The 17,328-nt window shown below is 71.2% G+C and carries 17 protein-coding genes; 10 read left to right on the forward strand and 7 right to left on the reverse strand.

Annotated features, from left to right (window positions below; all coding sequences use genetic code 11):
• Positions 1-125: 125 nt before the first annotated feature.
• Positions 126-1,940 (reverse strand): bifunctional metallophosphatase/5'-nucleotidase, encoded by a 1,815-nt coding sequence (locus AC27LF_RS35425; RefSeq protein ID WP_479660391.1) that lies wholly within the window; start codon positions 1,938-1,940, stop codon positions 126-128.
• A 168-nt stretch (positions 1,941-2,108) separates the two neighbouring features.
• Between AC27LF_RS35425 and mshD the strand changes: the two genes are divergently transcribed.
• The 7 genes from mshD (at position 2,109) to AC27LF_RS35460 (ending at position 9,863) form a co-directional block, all read left to right on the forward strand.
• Entirely contained in the window at positions 2,109-3,035 is a 927-nt protein-coding gene (gene mshD, locus AC27LF_RS35430) for a mycothiol synthase (protein WP_479660392.1), read from the forward strand.
• A gap of 117 nt (positions 3,036-3,152) precedes the next feature.
• On the forward strand, positions 3,153-3,656 hold the full coding sequence (locus AC27LF_RS35435; protein WP_479660419.1) for a GntR family transcriptional regulator: 504 nt from the start codon (positions 3,153-3,155) through the stop codon (positions 3,654-3,656).
• Positions 3,653-4,576 carry an ABC transporter ATP-binding protein gene (locus AC27LF_RS35440; RefSeq protein WP_479660393.1) on the forward strand — a complete coding sequence of 308 codons (924 nt, stop codon included), beginning with the start codon at positions 3,653-3,655 and terminating at the stop codon, positions 4,574-4,576. Before AC27LF_RS35435 ends, AC27LF_RS35440 begins: the two co-directional genes overlap by 4 nt.
• Complete coding sequence (locus AC27LF_RS35445; protein ID WP_479660394.1) at positions 4,573-5,604, forward strand: ABC transporter permease; 1,032 nt, start codon at positions 4,573-4,575, stop codon at positions 5,602-5,604. Before AC27LF_RS35440 ends, AC27LF_RS35445 begins: the two co-directional genes overlap by 4 nt.
• Positions 5,605-5,896: 292 nt before the next feature.
• Positions 5,897-8,308 carry an RNA degradosome polyphosphate kinase gene (locus AC27LF_RS35450; protein WP_479660395.1) on the forward strand — a complete coding sequence of 804 codons (2,412 nt, stop codon included), beginning with the start codon at positions 5,897-5,899 and terminating at the stop codon, positions 8,306-8,308.
• Positions 8,289-9,353, forward strand: coding sequence for a CHAD domain-containing protein (locus AC27LF_RS35455; protein ID WP_479660396.1), 1,065 nt, complete (start codon positions 8,289-8,291; stop codon positions 9,351-9,353). The genes AC27LF_RS35450 and AC27LF_RS35455 overlap by 20 nt, the downstream gene beginning before the upstream one ends.
• An 81-nt stretch (positions 9,354-9,434) precedes the next feature.
• Positions 9,435-9,863: an NUDIX hydrolase gene (locus tag AC27LF_RS35460; RefSeq protein WP_479660397.1), complete on the forward strand. Its 429-nt coding sequence runs from the start codon at positions 9,435-9,437 to the stop codon at positions 9,861-9,863.
• Here the strand turns inward: AC27LF_RS35460 and AC27LF_RS35465 are convergent.
• Entirely contained in the window at positions 9,853-10,023 is a 171-nt protein-coding gene (locus tag AC27LF_RS35465; RefSeq protein WP_404034010.1) for a hypothetical protein, read from the reverse strand. The genes AC27LF_RS35460 and AC27LF_RS35465 overlap by 11 nt on opposite strands.
• A gap of 78 nt (positions 10,024-10,101) precedes the next feature.
• Positions 10,102-10,965: an SCO4651 family lipoprotein gene (locus AC27LF_RS35470; RefSeq protein WP_479660398.1), complete on the reverse strand. Its 864-nt coding sequence runs from the start codon at positions 10,963-10,965 to the stop codon at positions 10,102-10,104.
• A 139-nt stretch (positions 10,966-11,104) separates the two neighbouring features.
• Here AC27LF_RS35470 and AC27LF_RS35475 point away from each other — a divergent pair, with 139 nt between their 5' ends.
• Positions 11,105-11,278 carry a hypothetical protein gene (locus tag AC27LF_RS35475; protein ID WP_479660399.1) on the forward strand — a complete coding sequence of 58 codons (174 nt, stop codon included), beginning with the start codon at positions 11,105-11,107 and terminating at the stop codon, positions 11,276-11,278.
• Positions 11,279-11,859: 581 nt separating this feature from the next.
• Here the strand turns inward: AC27LF_RS35475 and AC27LF_RS35480 are convergent.
• Positions 11,860-12,210, reverse strand: a complete 351-nt coding sequence (locus AC27LF_RS35480; protein WP_404034007.1) for a metal-sensitive transcriptional regulator — start codon at positions 12,208-12,210, stop codon at positions 11,860-11,862.
• Between the two features lie 188 nt (positions 12,211-12,398).
• Between AC27LF_RS35480 and AC27LF_RS35485 the strand changes: the two genes are divergently transcribed.
• Together AC27LF_RS35485 and AC27LF_RS35490 are read left to right on the forward strand one after the other, a co-directional pair.
• The gene (locus tag AC27LF_RS35485; protein ID WP_121893629.1) at positions 12,399-13,019 is read left to right on the forward strand and encodes a DUF47 domain-containing protein; all 621 of its coding nucleotides are present in this window, start codon (positions 12,399-12,401) and stop codon (positions 13,017-13,019) included.
• Positions 13,020-13,026: 7 nt separating this feature from the next.
• A complete protein-coding gene (locus AC27LF_RS35490) occupies positions 13,027-14,025 on the forward strand; it encodes an inorganic phosphate transporter (RefSeq protein ID WP_479660400.1) in 999 nt (332 codons plus the stop codon).
• Between the two features lie 291 nt (positions 14,026-14,316).
• On the opposite strand, the gene pstB is transcribed toward AC27LF_RS35490, so the two are convergent.
• Genes pstB through pstC form a run of 3 tightly spaced genes read right to left on the reverse strand, consistent with a single transcriptional unit; the run spans position 14,317 to position 17,211 of the window.
• Positions 14,317-15,093 carry a phosphate ABC transporter ATP-binding protein PstB gene (pstB, locus tag AC27LF_RS35495; RefSeq protein ID WP_479660401.1) on the reverse strand — a complete coding sequence of 259 codons (777 nt, stop codon included), beginning with the start codon at positions 15,091-15,093 and terminating at the stop codon, positions 14,317-14,319.
• Between the two features lie 49 nt (positions 15,094-15,142).
• Complete coding sequence (gene pstA / locus AC27LF_RS35500; protein WP_479660402.1) at positions 15,143-16,204, reverse strand: phosphate ABC transporter permease PstA; 1,062 nt, start codon at positions 16,202-16,204, stop codon at positions 15,143-15,145.
• Positions 16,201-17,211 carry a phosphate ABC transporter permease subunit PstC gene (gene pstC / locus AC27LF_RS35505; protein ID WP_479660403.1) on the reverse strand — a complete coding sequence of 337 codons (1,011 nt, stop codon included), beginning with the start codon at positions 17,209-17,211 and terminating at the stop codon, positions 16,201-16,203. The genes pstA and pstC overlap by 4 nt, the downstream gene beginning before the upstream one ends.
• Positions 17,212-17,328 lie beyond the last annotated feature (117 nt).

Genomic DNA, 17,328 nt, shown 5'->3' on the forward strand with positions numbered 1-17,328 from the left:
GAGATGAATTTTCAGACGCAATGCGGAACCATTCGGCGGCTCACACAGGTTTTATGGAACGAGAAGAGCCCGGTACGTACCGGAGTACGTACCGGGCCCGGGCCGGGAAGCGGCCGCTGTGCGGATCACCGCACGATGGTGATCCGGTTCGCCGCGGGGGGCGCGATCGGGTTGCCGGCCGACGAGTTGGCCGTCAGGTAGTTCGCCAGGGCGGTCAGGTCGTCCGTGCCGACCAGGGGGTTGGTGCCCTGGCCCAGCGTGGTGAAGCCGTCGCCGCCGCCCGCGAGGAAGCTGTTGGAGGCGACCCGGTAGGTGGCGGCCGGGTCGATCGCGGCGCCGTTCAGCCGGATCGAGTCGGTGACCACGCGGTCCGCGCCGGACTTCGTCAGGTCCAGCGTGTAGGTCAGCCCGGCCGACGGCTGGAGGATCTTCGGCGCGGCGGCGTTGGCGCCGCTCACCTGCTCCTTCAGCACCTGGATCAGCTGCGCGCCGGTGAGGTCCTGGAGGTTCACCGTGTTGGCGAACGGCTGGACGGTGAAGCCCTCGGCATAGGTGACGACGCCGTCGCCCTCGGCGCCCGAGGCCGCGTACGTCAGGCCGGCCCGCACGCCGCCCGGGTTCATCAGCGCCAGGGAGGTCTTCGGGTCCAGCTCCCGGCCGTAGGCGAGCTGCGCGTCCGCGATCAGGTCGCCCATCGGGGACTCGGTACCGGTGTTGGCGATGTCGCCGGAGATGTAGCCGACCGGACGGTTGCCGATGGGCGCGGCCAGCGTGTTCCACTTGGAGATCAGCCGCGTCATGTCCGGCGCCTTGGGCACGGTGCGCGTGACCACGCGGTTCGCCGACTTCACCGCCGTACGGGCGATGTCACCGGTCACCCGGTCGTAGGTCAGCGTGGTGTCCGTGTAGAGGCGGCCGAAGGAGGCGGCCGAGGTGACCATGCGCGGCTTGCCCGACGGGTCGTCGATGGTGCAGACGTACGCGTTGTGGGTGTGGCCCGTCACCAGCGCGTCGACCGCCGGGGTGACGTTCTTCGCGATGTCCACGATCGGGCCGGAGATGCCGGCGCCTGCGCCCGAGGAGTCGCAGTCGTAGTTGTAGCTCGACGAGGCCGGGAAGCCGCCCTCGTGGATCAGGGCCACGATCGACTGGACGCCCTGGCGCTGCAGTTCCTTGGCGTACTTGTTGATCGTCTCGACCTCGTCCTTGAACTTGAGGCCCTTGACGCCCTCGGCGGAGACGATGCCCGGGGTGTTCTCCAGGGTGACGCCGATGAAGCCGACCTTGACGTCCTTCTTCTTCCAGACCCAGTACGGCTTCAGGATCGGCTTGTCCGTCTTCTCGTTCAGCACGTTGGCCGCGAGGTACGGAAAGTCGGCGCCGGTGAACTTCTTCTTCTTGTCGTAGCAGCCGTCCGTCGGGTGGCAGCCGCCGTTCTGCAGCCGCGCCAGTTCCTTGGCGCCCTCGTCGAACTCGTGGTTGCCCACGGCGGTGACGTCCAGGTCCAGGCCGTTGAGCGCCTCGATGGTCGGCTCGTCGTGGAACAGGCCGGAGATCAGCGGAGAGGCGCCGACCATGTCACCGCCGGCCGCGGTGATGGAGTACGGGTGGCCGGCGCGGGCCTGGCGCAGATGGGTCGCCAGGTACTCGACGCCGCCCGCGTCGATCGTCTTCGTGGTGCCGTCCGCCTGCAGTTCGGTGACCCGGCCGGAGGAGCCGGACGGCGGCTCCAGGTTGCCGTGCAGGTCGTTGAAGGAGAGGAGCTGGACGTCCTGGTAGCGGCCCGGCAGACCGTGGCCGCCGTGGTCGTCCCGGTCGTTGTGCGCCTGCGCGGGCAGCGCGGCGGCCAGGGCCGCGACGGTGGCGAGACCGGCGGCGGTCGCGAGAAACGTGTGCGTGCGGCGTCTGCCGCGGTGACGCGGATGGGCTGGCGTCGGCATGTGCCCCCCTGTGGGCTGATGGTGAGGAGTGAGTCCGATGGCGCAGCCTAGATTCAACGCGCGTAGCGCGACAGGGGGTTCATGGTTACATCCTGGTTTCCCTTTGCCGACTTCTTTGCGTTTGCCCTTGTCACCACTTTGCCGCGGGCTCCCCGTACCCTCGTACGCATGACCAGCGACGACGCCGCACCGCCCTTCCCCTCCCGCGCCATCGAGACCTGCTCGGCGCTCTCCCCGGACCAGGCCGAGCGCGTCCTGGAACTGCTCGCGACGGCCGCCGCGACCGACGGACAGCAGGCGGTGTCCGAGCAGGGCCGGTTGCAACTGCGCGGGGGCGCGCGCGAGGGCGTCTCCCATCTGCTGCTCAGCGTCGGCGACGAACTCGTCGGCTATGCCCAGCTGGAGGACACCGACCCGGTGGAGGCGCCGGCCGCCGAGCTGGTCGTGCACCCCTCGCACCGGGGGCACGGGCACGGCCGGGCGCTCGGCTCGGCGCTGCTCGCCGCGTCCGGGAAGCGGCTGCGGGTGTGGGCGCACGGCGGGCACGCCGCCGCCCGCCACCTCGCCCAGGTGCTCGGGATGTCCCTGTTCCGTGAACTGCGCCAGATGCGGCGGCCGTTGACCGGACTCCGGCTGCCCGAGCCGCGGCTGCCGGAGGGCGTCACGGTGCGCACGTTCGTGCCGGGGCGGGACGACGCGGCCTGGCTCGCCGTCAACGCGGCGGCCTTCGCGCACCATCCCGAGCAGGGCTCACTGACCCAGCGCGACCTGGACGACCGCAAGGCCGAGCCCTGGTTCGACCCGGCCGGCTTCTTCCTCGCCGAACGGGCGGGGCGGCTGGTCGGCTTCCACTGGACCAAGGTGCACGCGGAGGAGCAGCTGGGCGAGGTGTATGTGCTCGGCGTGGCACCCGGCGCCCAGGGCGGCGGCCTCGGCAAGGCCCTGACGACCGTCGGCCTGCGCCACCTGGCCGCGCAGGGCCTGCCGACGGCGATGCTGTACGTCGACGCCGACAACACGGCGGCCGTGTCCGTGTACGAACGGCTGGGCTTCGTGACCCACGAGACCGACCTCATGTACCGCACGGAGACGTGAGGACTGTCAGGTGAGGCCCGGCCGCGCGGCCGGGCCTCCTTGAGCCGGCGGTTTGACTTCTGCGGCACCCTTGCACCACCCTTTCACTACTCAATTAGTGAAAGGGTGGTTGTCCGAGTGGTCGAGTACCGCATCGAACGGCACAGCGGCGTGGCCACCTATGTGCAGATCGTCCAGCAGACCAAACAGGCCATCCGGCTGGGCCTGCTGCGGCCCGGTGACCAGCTGCCGACGGCCCGCGAGGTCGTCGAGGCCACCGCCATCAACCCCAACACGGTCCTCAAGGCGTACCGGGAGCTGGAACGCGAGGGACTGGTCGAGGCGCGGCGCGGGATGGGCACCTTCGTGCGCCGCACGCTGGGCTCCGCCCCGGCCGAGTCACCCCTGCGCGCCGAGCTGGAGGCATGGGCGGCCCGGGCCCGGCAGGCCGGGCTCGACCGGGACGACATCGCCGCCCTCTTCACCGCCGTACTCGAACAGCACGCCGGGCACGTCGGTCAGCACGTCGATCCGCACGCCGACAGACACGCCGAGCCGCACGCCGACAGACACGCTGAGCCGCGCGCCGAAGGACAGGCCGAGCAGCACGCCGAGCCGCACTTCCAGGGAGAACAGTCATGACGACCCATACCGGAGCGGCCATGGAGGCGGTCGCGCTCGGCAAGCGCTTCGGCCGGCGAGGAGGATGGGCGCTGCGCGACTGCGCGTTCCGGCTGCCCGCGGGACGCGTCTGCGCCATCGCCGGACCCAATGGCGCGGGCAAGTCCACACTCCTGGCCCTGGCCGCCGGGCTGCTCGTCCCCACCGAGGGCAGCCTCTCCGTCCTCGGCACGGACCCGGCACGGGCCCGCGCCCGGGTCGGCTTCGTCGCCCAGGGCAAGCCGCTGCACCCGCAGCTCACCATCGCCGAGACGCTGCGCATGGGCGCCGACCTCAACCCCGGCCGCTGGGACCGGGCCACCGCCGAGCGGGTGGTGGCCGCGGGCGGCCTCGACCCGGATGTCCGGGTGCGGTCACTGTCCGGCGGGCAGCAGACCCGGGTCGCCCTCGCCCTGGCCCTCGGCAAGCGGACCGAACTGCTGCTCCTTGACGAGCCGATGGCCGACCTGGACCCGCTGGCCCGGCACGACCTGACGGGCGTGCTGATGGGGCAGTCCGCGCAGCACGGCACCACCATCGTGATGTCCTCGCACGTGGTCGCCGAACTGGAGGACTCCTGCGACCATCTGCTGCTGCTCGGCGGCGGCCGGGTCCGGCTCGCCGGGGACATCGACGAGCTGCTGGCCGCCCACACCCGGGTGAGCGCGCCCGCCGGTTCCGCCGACCTGAGCGCGCACACCGTCGTGGAGTCCCGGACCACCGGACGCCAGCTGAGCGCCCTGATCCGCCGGGGCGCCCCGCTGCCCGCCGACTGGCGCACCGGCCCGCCGACGCTGGAGGACCTGATCCTCACGCATCTGCGCAACCCCGAGGCGCCCGCCCTGACCACCACCCCGGCGGAAACCGGGCAGACCCAGCAGACCGAGGAGACCGCCGCGTGACCGCCCTCACCGCCCCGGCCGCCACCAGCTCCGCCCCCGTCCACGGCGGCCCCCGGCTGACCCGCTGGCTGCTGCGCCTGCACCGGCCCGCGCTCATCGTCTGGACCGTGCTCGTGCTGCTCGGCTCCGCCCTGCTGCTGTGGCTCGCCGGACCGCTCACCGACGCGGCGGCCGAGGGCTGGCGGCAGTACGACGCCTGCGGCATGACCCCGCGGTGCGCCTACGACCAGGACGCGATCCTCCTGTACAAGTCCGCCTACACCTACCTCACGGCCGCCTTGACCGGGCTGCCGTTCCTGGTGGCCGCCTGGGCGGGCGCCGCGCTCACCGGCCGCGAACTGGAGTCCGGCACCGCCCAGCTCGCCTGGACCCAGGGCGTCGGCCCCACCCGCTGGCTGGCCCTGCGCCTGGCGGTGCCGGCGGTCGCGATCACCGCGGGCACGAGCCTGCTGGTGCTGCTGCACCGCAGGGCGTGGTCGGCCGCCCAGGGCCGCGTCGACAGCGGCAAGCCGTGGCACGACGTGTGGACCTTCCACGCCAACGGCCCGACCACCGTCGCCCTGGCCCTGGCCGGACTCGCCGTCGGCGTCCTCGCGGGCCTGCTGCGCCGCCGCACCCTGCCCGCGCTGGTGCTCGGCCTCGCGCTGACCGCCGGCGTGTGGATCACGGCCCAGCGGCTGATGCCGCACCTGTGGCCCGCCGTCACCGAGGTGACCGGCCTCGACGACCGCTACGGACACCTCTACTCCGGGGTCGAGGTCGACCACGGCCTGGTCACCGCGAGCGGCGCGCACATCCCCCAGCCCGAGTGCCCCCCGGTCGCGTCAGGCGGCTGCGGCAAGCTGCTCGACAATCTCGACGCGGTCGGCTACTACAACGCCTACCACCCCGTCTCCCACTACTGGCCGCTCCAGCTGACCACCTGCGCGCTCGTCCTGGCCGTGGCCGGGGTGTGCACGGCCACGGCGTTCTGGCTGCTGCGCCGCAGCACCGCGACCCCCCGGACCACGCAGCGGGCCACCGCCTGAGCGGCCCGGACGGCACGGCCTGAACCACACGCCCCCGTGACGCCCCCGTGCGGCGCGGCACACCGCGCCGCACGGCCCACGGCACACCGACCGTCCCGTCCCTCCCGCCCCACGGGGAAACCCCCAGCACCGGCGGCACACATGCCTCGCCGGCGCGCGCCCGTACGACCCGCCGGACCTTCGCCGTCGTACGGGCCCGTGGCCTTGGCGGACGCCGGGGAGCCGCCCCGCGCTATCCCGCACGTCATGTCTCCGTAACCGTCGATTCAGACGGGCTTGCGACGCTCAGCCAATGAAGACCGCCGCGCCAGAGCCTCCGCCGCCCCCCGAGGGGTCCGGTGGGAACGGGACCGTGAGACTGCCTCCCGCCCGTTCCGACGCGCCCTTCTCCCTGGTCGCGCGGAACAATGGGCATATGAGCCAGAACACCCGGGCAGAGGCCCAGCCGTCTCCCACCACCACCCTCGGTGGGGGCCCCGCGGGCCGCGGCAGCCATGCGAACGCGCAGCCCTCCGTGGGCTCCATAGCCGCGCACCGCCCGCACACCGTGGCGGCGGCGGTCTCCGACCTGGCGCCCGACCTCGACGCCGACCTCGACGGGTACGAGGAGTCGCAGACCGACGGCGTCCAGTTGCCGCAGGGTCGGTTCCTCGACCGGGAGCGCAGCTGGCTCGCGTTCAACGAACGGGTCCTCGAACTCGCCGAGGACCCGAACACGCCCCTCCTGGAGCGGGCGAACTTCCTGGCGATCTTCGCCAGCAACCTGGACGAGTTCTTCATGGTCCGGGTGGCCGGTCTCAAGCGCCGCATCGCGGCGGGCGTCGCCACCCGGTCCGCCTCCGGGCTCCAGCCCCGCGAGGTGCTGGAGATGATCTGGGCCCGCTCCCGCGAGCTGATGGCCCGGCACGCCGCCTGCTACCACGAGGACGTCGCCCCCGCCCTCGCGGAGGAGGGCATCCACCTGGTCCGCTGGAACGAACTGGCCGAGAAGGAGCAGGCCCGCCTGTTCACCCTGTTCCGGCACCAGATCTTCCCGGTCCTGACCCCCCTGGCGGTCGACCCGGCGCACCCCTTCCCGTACATCTCCGGCCTGTCCCTGAACCTGGCCGTGGTGGTGCGCAACCCGGTCAGCGGGCACAAGCACTTCGCCCGGGTGAAGGTGCCGCCGCTGCTCTCCCGCTTCCTGGAGGCATCCCCCGGCCGCTACGTCCCCCTTGAGGACGTCATCGCCGCCCCCGCCCACCTCGAAGAGCTCTTCCCCGGCATGGAGGTGCTGGAGCACCACGCCTTCCGGGTGACCCGCAACGAGGACCTGGAGGTCGAGGAGGACGACGCCGAGAACCTGCTCCAGGCCCTGGAGAAGGAACTCATGCGGCGCCGCTTCGGGCCGCCGGTGCGCCTGGAGGTCGAGGAGTCCATCGACCGCGAAGTGCTCGACCTGCTGGTGCGCGAACTGAAGATCAGCGAGGCCGAGGTGTATCCGCTGCCCGGCCCCCTGGACCTCACCGGCCTGTTCCGCATCCACAGCCTCGACCGGCCCGAGCTGAAGTACCCGAAGTTCGTCGCGGGCACCCACCGCGACCTCGCCGAGGTCGAGTCGGCCTCCGAGCCGGACATCTTCGCCGCCCTGCGCAGCCGGGACGTGCTGCTGCACCATCCGTACGACTCGTTCTCGACGTCGGTGCAGGCGTTCCTCCAGCAGGCGGCCGAGGACCCCGCCGTCCTCGCGATCAAGCAGACCCTGTACCGGACCTCGGGCGACTCCCCGATAGTCGACGCGCTCATCGACGCCGCCGAGTCCGGCAAGCAGGTACTCGTCCTGGTCGAGATCAAGGCCCGCTTCGACGAGCACGCCAACATCAAGTGGGCGCGCAAGCTGGAGGAGGCCGGCTGCCATGTCGTGTACGGCCTGGTCGGCCTGAAGACGCACTGCAAGCTGTCCCTGGTGGTGCGCCAGGAGGGCGACACGCTGCGCCGCTACAGCCATGTCGGCACCGGCAACTACCACCCGAAGACGGCCCGGCTCTACGAGGACCTGGGCCTGCTGACGGCGGACCCGCAGGTCGGCGCCGACCTGTCCGACCTGTTCAACCGGCTCTCCGGATACTCGCGCCGCGAGACCTACCGCCGGCTGCTGGTCGCGCCCAAGTCCCTGCGGGACGGGCTGATATCACGCATCAACAAGGAGGCCCAGCACCACCGTGCGGGCCGCCCCGCCCTCATCCGCATCAAGGTCAACTCCATGGTGGACGAGGCGGTCATCGACTCCCTCTACCGCGCGTCCCAGGCGGGCGTGCCGGTGGACATCTGGGTGCGCGGGATCTGCGCGCTCAGGCCGGGCGTCACGGGCCTCTCGGAGAACATCCGGGTCCACTCCGTCCTCGGCCGCTTCCTGGAGCACTCCCGGGTGTTCGTCTTCGGCAACGGCGGCGAGCCCGAAGTGTGGATCGGCAGCGCCGACATGATGCACCGCAACCTCGACCGCCGGATCGAGGCACTGGTCAGGGTCGCCGACCCGGCCCACCGGGCGGCCCTCAACAGGCTGCTCGACACCGGCATGTCCGACACCACCTCCTCCTGGCACCTGGGCCCCGACGGCGAGTGGACCCGGCACGCGACCGACGCGGACGGACAGCCCCTGCGCAACATCCAGGAGATGCTCATAGACGCCCGGAGGCGCCGGCGTGGCACAGCAACACCTTGAACCGATGGACCCCACGGCCGGGTTGACGACAGGAGACGCCCTCGCGGGCTATCTGCGCGCCCAGGCCACGGAGTTCCTGCGCGCGCTGCGGCTGCACCGGGAGACCGGCACGTCCGCCGGCCCGGAGGAGTCCGTCGACGCGGCGCGCGCCCTGCGCCGCTCGGCCCGCCGCATCAGCGGCAGCCTGCACACCTTCCGCCCGCTCCTCGACGCCGACTGGTCGGAGGCGATGCGCCCCGAACTGGCCTGGCTGTCCGGGACATTGGGGATGGAGCACGCGTACGAGGCGCGCCTGGAGCGGCTGTTGCTCGCGCTGCACCGGCTGTCCGGCTCGACGTCGTTCCCGGCGCAGTCGATGACCGCGGGTGCCGGTCCGGCGGCTGCCGGCTCCGGTACGGCCGCCCAGGAGCGCGGCAATCTCACCGTGGGCGCGGCCAAGGCGGGCGCCCTGCTCGAACGCCAGCTCACCCTGGCCCGGACCCGGGCCCACTCCACCGCACTCCAGGCCCTCGGCTCCTCCCGCTTCCACGCGGTCGCCGACAAGGTCGCCGTCCTCGCCAGCGAGGTGCCGCTCACCCCGGCCGCGATCAGCACCGACCTGCGTCCGGCCGCCGCCGCGGCGGAGGAACGGCTGATGGACGCCATCGCCGCGCTGCCCCTGGTCACCGCCGGGCACCCGTACAACGCGGAGGCGCTGGTCCACGGGCTGTCCCCGGAGCCCGCCCCGCATCCGCAGGACGGCCCCTGGCACCAGGTGCGCCTGCTGCTGCGGCTGCACCGCTACGCCCGTGAGGTGCTGTGCGGCGGCGGGCTCGACACGCACCCGGCCGATCTGCGGCTGCTCACGGCGGGCCGGGCGCTCGACCGGCACCGGGACGCGGCGGAGGCGGCCGGGGCGGCGGCACAGGCGGCCCGCACCCCGCGCATCGCGCCCGCGACGGCGTACGCGCTCGGCGTGCTCCACGCCGACCAGCGGCACGAGGTGGAGGCCGCGCGGTTCGAGTTCCAGCAGTCCTGGCAGAAGCAGACCGTCAGCGCGCCCTGACCCGAAGCCGACGGCCCCCGAAACGCCCCGAACAGACCCCGAAGCCGAAGGAGCCTCACGGACCAGGAGGGTGACCAACCGGTGACCAGCACGAATGACACCACCGTCCAGGCGGCCGGCTGCGTTCTGTGGCGCCGCTCCCCCGTCGACGGCCGGGTGGAGATCTGCCTCGTCCACCGGCCGAAGTACGACGACTGGTCCCACCCGAAGGGCAAGTTGAAGCGCGGCGAGGAGGCACTGGCCGGCGCCCTGCGGGAGGTGACGGAGGAGACCGGGTACGCCGCCGCGCCCGGCGGGGAACTGCCCACCCTGCGCTATCCGGCCAACGGCCGCCCGAAGCAGGTGCGTTACTGGGCGGCCGAGGCCACCGCGGGCCGCTTCGCGCCCAACCACGAGGTGGACCGCATCCTGTGGCTCTCCCCCGCCGCGGCCCGCGCCCGTCTCACCCAGCCACGCGACCGGGGCCTGGTCGATGCCCTGCTCCGCCGGTGCTTCCCGGTCAGCCCGTGAGGGCCGTGCGTTCTTCGGCCACCCTCAGGATCTCGTCGATGCTCTCCAGGCTGAGCCGGTCCTCGTCGGCCGCCGACGCCGCGATGATCAGCTCGCCGCACAGTTCGATCTCGGCGAGGGCCACGTGGTCCTGAACCGCCGTACCGCCGCCCGGAGCCACGCTGCATCACCTCGTCTCTGCCGTCACCGACTTCCTAGGGTAGGCAGTGGTCTACACATCGCGCATGGCACGGACGGGCTATTCCCCGGGGTGATCCGCCGGCTGGTCCTCCGCGATCCGGCCCGCGTAGATGTCCTTCGGACGCGGCAGTCGCACGTCCACGTCGGTGCCGAAGTCGTACAGCAGCGTCGTCGAGGCGACCGCGACGGGGGTCTTCTGCTGGCCGTTGACGAAGCTGAACCGCTGCCTGAGCTTGCGGATACGGCCCTGGTCGTCGAGGTAGGCGTCGAAGGGGACCTCGGCCGTCGCGAACCCCTTGGCCGCCGCCGCGAGGGCCGCCCGGTTGCCCGCCGAGGCCGCCCGGGCCGCCGCGGCGAGGTCGGCGGTGCCCCGGTAGTGCCGCACCGCGGTGCCGCCCACCTCGGTCCGGCCCACGTACGTCGCCGTCCGCGTGCCGCGCAGCAACTCGGCGGCGGCGTACGGGTCGGTCGCGCCACCCGTCACGAGGTTGCCGTCGGAGAGGGGCGCCGTGTCCACCCGGACCCACTTGTCGGCGGGCACCCCGGCGCCCCGGTTCTTCATGTAGAGGGCGCCCGGGGCGAGGAGTTCGGTGATCGGCCGGTGCTCGGTGGCGCCCGTCGGGTCCTGCGGCAGCACGACCGTGAGCTGTCCGAGCTGCCGGCGGTAGTCGTAGACGCCCTTGCCGCGGATGGTGACCCGGGTGCCGCCGGTCGCCATCTCCATCGACGTGCCCGCCCGGGAGCTGCCCGCGGCGCGCAGGTCGTCGGCGGCGCGGTGCAGGGTGGTGACCGGGTCGGCCGGGCCGCGCGCGTCGGCGGCGACGCCGCTGCCGGCGCATCCCGTGGCACACACGCCCGGGCCCACCAGCATGACCGCAGCGACGACCGTGCCGCCCGCCTTCCTGTGCTGCCGCCGATCCATCGCCTGCCTACCCCCGGTACGTCCGTCACGGGCCCCCTGTCGTTCCGGTTAACGACGGGTAGGGGGCGCCGTCACGCGTGTCGGCGGGCCGGCGGGCCCACGGGGTCGCATCGCCAGCGGACTCGGTAACGTTGTCGGAGTGGCGCAGCAGGACGGGCCGGAGCGGGCCCGCGAGGGACAGCAACACCGCACGACGACCATGGAGCAGGGCAGCTTCTGCGTGGCCCGCTGCACCTGCGGCTGGCGCGGCCCGGCCCGCCGAGCGAGAAGCCAGGCCCGCACCGACGCAACAACCCACACGACAACCCCCTGACCCGACAGAGCCGCCGACAACAGCCGCCAATGGGACAGAGACACAAGAGGGCAGCCGGGCAGAGCTGGCGAACGGCCCTGGCCGGGCTGGGTGGTCCGGCGCCCGGCAACCGGCCCGCGCGACCCGCCCCAAACAGACCCGGCGAAGTCCCTTCCGGTCCGACAGCCCCCTGGAAACCGCCGTGCCGATATGCGGCTCCGCCGCAGTGCCCAACGGCAACCGAGCAGAGGGAGCACACGCGACCAACGCCGGCCAGACAGGGGGACCGACCGGCACCAGCCGACGCAGTCGCAGCCGACCGACGACAGCCGGGCAAAGGGGGACCGACCGACGGGGTCCCCCCTGTTCGAGCGAAGCCGAGAACGTGGGGGAGCGACCAGCCACGACGTCGCCGCAGACAACCGACGGCACGACGCGGCACATCCAGCAGAGCGCGCCTGGCCATGGTCCCCGAGCGACCGGCGGCAGCCGACCGGCACCAGCCCGACAAACGCGCCGCCGACCAGCAGCGACCCGGCGAGCGGGGCGACCGGCGCCGGTCTCGCCGGTCTGTCGAGGCGGGTGCGGAGGGCGCGGAAGGGTCAGGTGCGCAGCAGGCGGCCGATTGCCTTCGTCGCCTCTTCCACCTTCGCGTCGATCTCGCTGCCGCCCTTGACGGCCGCGTCGGCGACGCAGTGCCGTAGGTGCTCCTCCAGGAGTTGCAGCGCGAAGGACTGCAGGGCCTTCGTGGAGGCCGACACCTGCGTGAGTATGTCGATGCAGTAGACGTCCTCGTCGACCATCCGCTGCAGCCCGCGGATCTGCCCCTCGATGCGCCGCAGCCGCTTGAGGTGCTCGTCCTTCTGCTTGTGGTAGCCGTGCGTCACATTCTCGCCGGTGCCCCCGAGCGGGCTCTCGGAGGGCGCCGTCGCGCCGGCCTCGGTGGTCGTCATCGCGTCCTCCAGACACATACCCCTAGCGGGTATATCGTAACGAACTTTGCTGGGTATAGGGCCCTTGGTACGCCCCCGTGCTGATCATTTTGTCTGATGGGTGACACTGGGGGACGGCCCCTTAGCCGTGGCCGGATGATGCGCTTAGCATCAGGCTGACCGAAACCGATGCACCCCGAGGACCCCAAGTGCGCTTTCGTCTGACCCCCAGGGAGACGAGCTTCTATGACATGTTCGCCGCGTCCGCGGACAACATCGTCACCGGCTCGAAACTCCTGATGGAACTGCTCGGGGCGGACGCACCCGCCCGGGCCGAGATCGCAGAGCGTATGAGGGCCGCCGAACACGCAGGTGACGACGCCACGCATGCGATCTTCCACCAGTTGAACTCCTCGTTCATCACGCCCTTCGACCGCGAGGACATCTACTCCCTCGCGTCGTCCCTCGACGACATCATGGACTTCATGGAGGAGGCCGTCGACCTGGTCGTCCTCTACAACATCGAAGAGTTGCCGAAGGGCGTCGAGCAGCAGATCGAGGTGCTGGCCCGGGCGGCGGAGCTGACGGCCGAGGCGATGCCGAGCCTGCGCACCATGGACAACCTCACCGAGTACTGGATCGAGGTGAACCGCCTGGAGAACCAGGCGGACCAGATCCACAGGAAGCTCCTCGCGCACCTCTTCAACGGCAAATACGACGCGATCGAGGTCCTGAAGCTCAAGCAGATCGTGGACGTGCTGGAAGAGGCGGCGGACGCGTTCGAGCACGTGGCGAACACGGTGGAGACCATCGCCGTCAAGGAGTCCTGAGGCGTCGATGGACACCTTCGCCCTGGTCGTGACCATCGCGGTCGCGCTCTTTTTCACGTATACGAACGGATTCCACGACTCCGCGAACGCGATCGCCACCTCGGTGTCGACGCGGGCGCTGACCCCGCGGGCCGCGCTGGCGATGGCGGCCGTGATGAACCTCGCCGGCGCCTTCCTGGGCAGCGGGGTCGCCAAGACCGTCAGCGAGGGCCTGATCCAGACGCCCGAGGGCTCGCAGGGGATGGGCATCCTGTTCGCGGGGCTGCTCGGCGCCATCGCCTGGAACCTGGTCACCTGGTACTTCGGCCTGCCGTCCTCGTCCTCGCACGCCCTGTTCGGCGGCCTGGTCGGTGCGGCGCTCGCGGGCGGCACCACGGTGTTCTGGAGCGGCGTGGTTGACAAGGTCATCATCCCGATGTTCGTGTCGCCGGTGGTCGGCCTGATCGTCGGCTACCTGGTGATGACGGCCATCATGTGGATCTTCCGGCGGGCCAACCCGCACAAGGCCAAGCGGGGCTTCCGCATAGCCCAGACCGTGTCGGCGGCCGGCATGGCGCTCGGACACGGCCTCCAGGACGCCCAGAAGACCATGGGCGTGGTGGTGATGGCACTGGTGATTTCCGGCCATGAGACCTACGGCGACCCGATCCCGGTGTGGGTCAAGATCGTGTGCGCCGTGATGCTGTCGCTCGGCACCTACGCGGGCGGCTGGCGCATCATGCGCACCCTCGGCCGCAAGATCATCGAATTGGATCCGCCGCAGGGCTTCGCGGCCGAGACGACCGGCGCGGCCATCATGTTCACCACGGCGTTCCTGTTCAAGGCGCCGATCTCGACGACCCACGTGATCACCTCGGCCATCATGGGCGTCGGCGCGACCAAGCGTGTCAACGCGGTCCGCTGGGGCGTGGCGAAGAACATCGTCCTCGGCTGGTTCATCACGATGCCGGCGGCGGCCCTGGTCGCGGCGGCCGTGTTCGGCGTCCTGGACCTGGCGTTCCTGTAGGCCACCGGGCACGAGGGAAGGGCAGCACACATGGGGTCGCTCAGCATGGACCACTTAGCCGAGAGCACCAGCCGGAAGCACCGGCCGCCCGGGAGCGGTGACCCGGAAACGACGAGCGGGCCCGCCCCCGGGAGCCAGGGGCGGGCCCTTCTCGTCCTCGCGGTGGCACCGCCATGCAGCACCGCGAGGGGTTCTTGGCAGCGTCGGCCTCAGCAGGTCCGGTGAAGTCCGCTGCGGTTCGGCAGCGCCCGGACGACCGACGGCACATCGCGGCATTTTCCGGCGGAGCGCTTAGCCGAAGCGCCCGGAGATGTAGTCCTCCGTCGCCTGCACCGACGGGTTGGAGAAGATGCGCTCGGTGTCGTCGATCTCGATCAGCTTGCCGGGCTGCCCGACCGCCGCGAGGTTGAAGAACGCCGTACGGTCGGAGACCCGGGCCGCCTGCTGCATGTTGTGCGTCACGATGACGATCGTGAAGCGGTCCTTCAGCTCGCCGATCAGGTCCTCGATCGCGAGGGTCGAGATGGGGTCGAGGGCCGAGCAGGGCTCGTCCATGAGCAGCACCTTCGGCTCCACCGCGATGGCGCGGGCGATGCACAGACGCTGCTGCTGACCGCCGGAGAGACCGGAACCGGGCTTGTTCAGGCGGTCCTTCACCTCGTTCCAGAGGTTCGCGCCGCGGAGCGACTTCTCCACGACGTCCTCCAGCTCGCTCTTCTTGTACGAGCCGTTCAGCCGCAGGCCCGCCGCGACGTTCTCGAACACGGACATCGTGGGGAACGGGTTGGGGCGCTGGAAGACCATGCCGACCTCGCGCCGCACGGCCACCGGGTCGACCCCGGCGCCGTACAGGTTCTCGTCGTCGAGCATGACCTTGCCCTCGACCCGGCCGCCGGCCGTCACCTCGTGCATCCGGTTCAGGGTGCGCAGGAAGGTGGACTTGCCGCAGCCGGACGGGCCGATGAAGGCCGTGACGGTACGGGGCTCGATCGTCATCGAGATGTCCTCGATGGCCCGGAAGGAGCCGTAATAGGCGCTGAGCCCGCTGACGTCAATTCGCTTGGCCATGAAAATCACTGCTTCTTTCGAGGGGGAGTCTGGTCGCTGTGTGGCCGCCTCAGCGACCGGACTTCGGGGCCTTCCAGCGGGCGATGCCGCGGGCCACGAGGTTGAGGATCATCACGAAGGCGATCAGCGTGAGCGAGGCCGCCCAGGCCCGGTCGTACGCCGCGTTCGCGCCGGCGCTCTGCGCGTACTGCTGGTAGATGTACAGCGGCAGCGACTGCTGCGCACCCTCGAACGGGTTGTTGTTGATGTACCGGTTGCCGAACACCAGCAGCAGCACGGGCGCGGTCTCACCGGCGATACGGGCGATGGCCAGCATGACGCCGGTCGTGATGCCGCCGATCGAGGTCGGCAGGACCACCTTCAGGATGGTGCGCCACTTCGGGACGCCGAGCGCGAGGGACGCCTCGCGCAGCTCGTTCGGGACGAGCTTGAGCATCTCCTCCGTGGAGCGCACGACCACCGGCATCATCAGGATGGCCAGGGCCAGCGAGCCGGCGAAGCCGAACGGCTCCATCTCGAAGATCAGCATGAGGCTGAGGATGAACAGGCCCGCGACGATCGACGGGACACCGGTCATCACGTCCACGAAGAAGGTGACGGCCCGGGCGAGCTTGCCGCGGCCGTACTCGACCAGGTAGACGGCGGTGAGGATGCCGACAGGCGCGGCGATGATCGTGGCGAGGCCGACCTGCTCCAGGCTGCCGATGATGGCGTGGTAGACGCCGCCGCCCGGCTGGGCGTCGGCGACGATGCCCATCGAGTGGGTCAGGAAGTAGATGTCGAGGACCTTCACGCCGCGCGAGACGGTCGTCCACACCAGGGAGACCAGCGGCACGACGGCGAGCAGGAAGGCGACCCAGACCAGGCCGGTCGCGATGCGGTCCTTGGCCTGGCGGCGGCCCTCGACGCGGGCGGCGATGCCGTAGGTGGCGATGAGGAAGATCAGCCCGGACAGCAGGCCCCACTGGATCTTGCTGTCGAAGCCGGCGGCCAGGCAGATGCCGATGGCCACGGCCACCGAGCCGGCGGCGATCGCCCACGGCGACCACTTCGGCAGGCTGGCGCCGCGCAGGGCGCTGGGGCGCTTGTCGGCGATGGCGGCGTTGCTCATGCGTTGGCCCCCGAGTACTCCGCACGGCGCGCGATGATCATGCGGGCAGCGCCGTTGACCAGCAGGGTGATGACGAACAGGACAAGACCGGAGGCGATCAGCGCGTCACGGCCGAATTCGTCCGCCTCGCCGAATTTGCTGGCGATGTTCTGGGCGAAGGTGCCGCCGCCCGTGTTGAGCAGGCTGGCGTGGATGAGGAAGTCCGGGGAGAGCACGGTCGCGACGGCCATCGTCTCGCCGAGCGCGCGGCCGAGGCCGAGCATCGAGGCGGAGATCACACCGGAGCGGCCGAAGGGCAGGACGGCCATCCGGACGACCTCCCAGCGCGTGGCGCCGAGGGCCAGGGCCGCCTCCTCGTGCATCTGCGGGACCTGGCGGAAGACCTCGCGGCTCACGTTGGTGATGACCGGCAGGATCATGATCGCGAGCAGGATGCCGACGGTGAGCATCGAGCGCGGGGCACCCTCGTCCCAGGAGAAGATGCCGGTCCAGCCGAGGTAGTCGTTCAGCCAGCCGAACAGGCCGTTCAGGTGCGGTACGAGGATCAGCGCGCCCCACAGGCCGTAGACGATGGAGGGCACGGCGGCGAGCAGGTCGATCACATAGGCGATCGGGCCGCTCAGCCGGCGCGGTGCGTAGTGGGTGAGGAACAGCGCGATGGCGACCGCGATCGGGACCGCGATGACCATGGCGATGATCGAGGAGATCACCGTGCCGTAGGCCAGGACGGCGATGCCGAAGGAGGGCGGCTGGACGCCGGTGTTCCACTCGAAGGTGGTCAGGAAGTTGCCGTGGTCCTTGCTGATGGCGAGGGCCGCCCGATAGGTGAGGAAGACCGCGATCGCGGCCATGATCACCAGCAGCAGGATGCCCGACCCACGGGAGAGACCGAGGAAGATCCGGTCTCCGGGCCGGGTGGCGCCACGGGCGGCGCGCTTCCGCTCGACCTCGGTCGGCTGTGGGGTGGGGGGAGGGGCGTCTGTTGTGTTGTGTGTCGTTATGTCCATCGGGTTCTCCGGTCTGCGGAGCCGCACGGGAGGCACGGCTCTGCGAAGCCGTGCGCCTCGCACGGCTCATGGCGGCGGTGCACCGGACGGTGCGGTCCGGTCCCGGGTCAGACCCGG

It is taken from the genome of Streptomyces diversicolor (genome assembly GCF_057537855.1).

Coding starts and splice junctions, on each gene's coding strand:
- AC27LF_RS35480 (WP_404034007.1), bottom strand. CDS start 12,210: ATGACGACCACCGAGGCCGGCGCGACGGCGCCCTCCGAGAGCCCGCTC.
- pstC (WP_479660403.1), bottom strand. CDS start 17,211: ATGGACATAACGACACACAACACAACAGACGCCCCTCCCCCCACCCCA.
- pstA (WP_479660402.1), bottom strand. CDS start 16,204: ATGAGCAACGCCGCCATCGCCGACAAGCGCCCCAGCGCCCTGCGCGGC.
- AC27LF_RS35470 (WP_479660398.1), bottom strand. CDS start 10,965: ATGGATCGGCGGCAGCACAGGAAGGCGGGCGGCACGGTCGTCGCTGCG.
- pstB (WP_479660401.1), bottom strand. CDS start 15,093: ATGGCCAAGCGAATTGACGTCAGCGGGCTCAGCGCCTATTACGGCTCC.
- AC27LF_RS35450 (WP_479660395.1), top strand. CDS start 5,897: ATGAAGACCGCCGCGCCAGAGCCTCCGCCGCCCCCCGAGGGGTCCGGT.
- AC27LF_RS35440 (WP_479660393.1), top strand. CDS start 3,653: ATGACGACCCATACCGGAGCGGCCATGGAGGCGGTCGCGCTCGGCAAG.
- AC27LF_RS35425 (WP_479660391.1), bottom strand. CDS start 1,940: ATGCCGACGCCAGCCCATCCGCGTCACCGCGGCAGACGCCGCACGCAC.
- mshD (WP_479660392.1), top strand. CDS start 2,109: ATGACCAGCGACGACGCCGCACCGCCCTTCCCCTCCCGCGCCATCGAG.
- AC27LF_RS35490 (WP_479660400.1), top strand. CDS start 13,027: ATGGACACCTTCGCCCTGGTCGTGACCATCGCGGTCGCGCTCTTTTTC.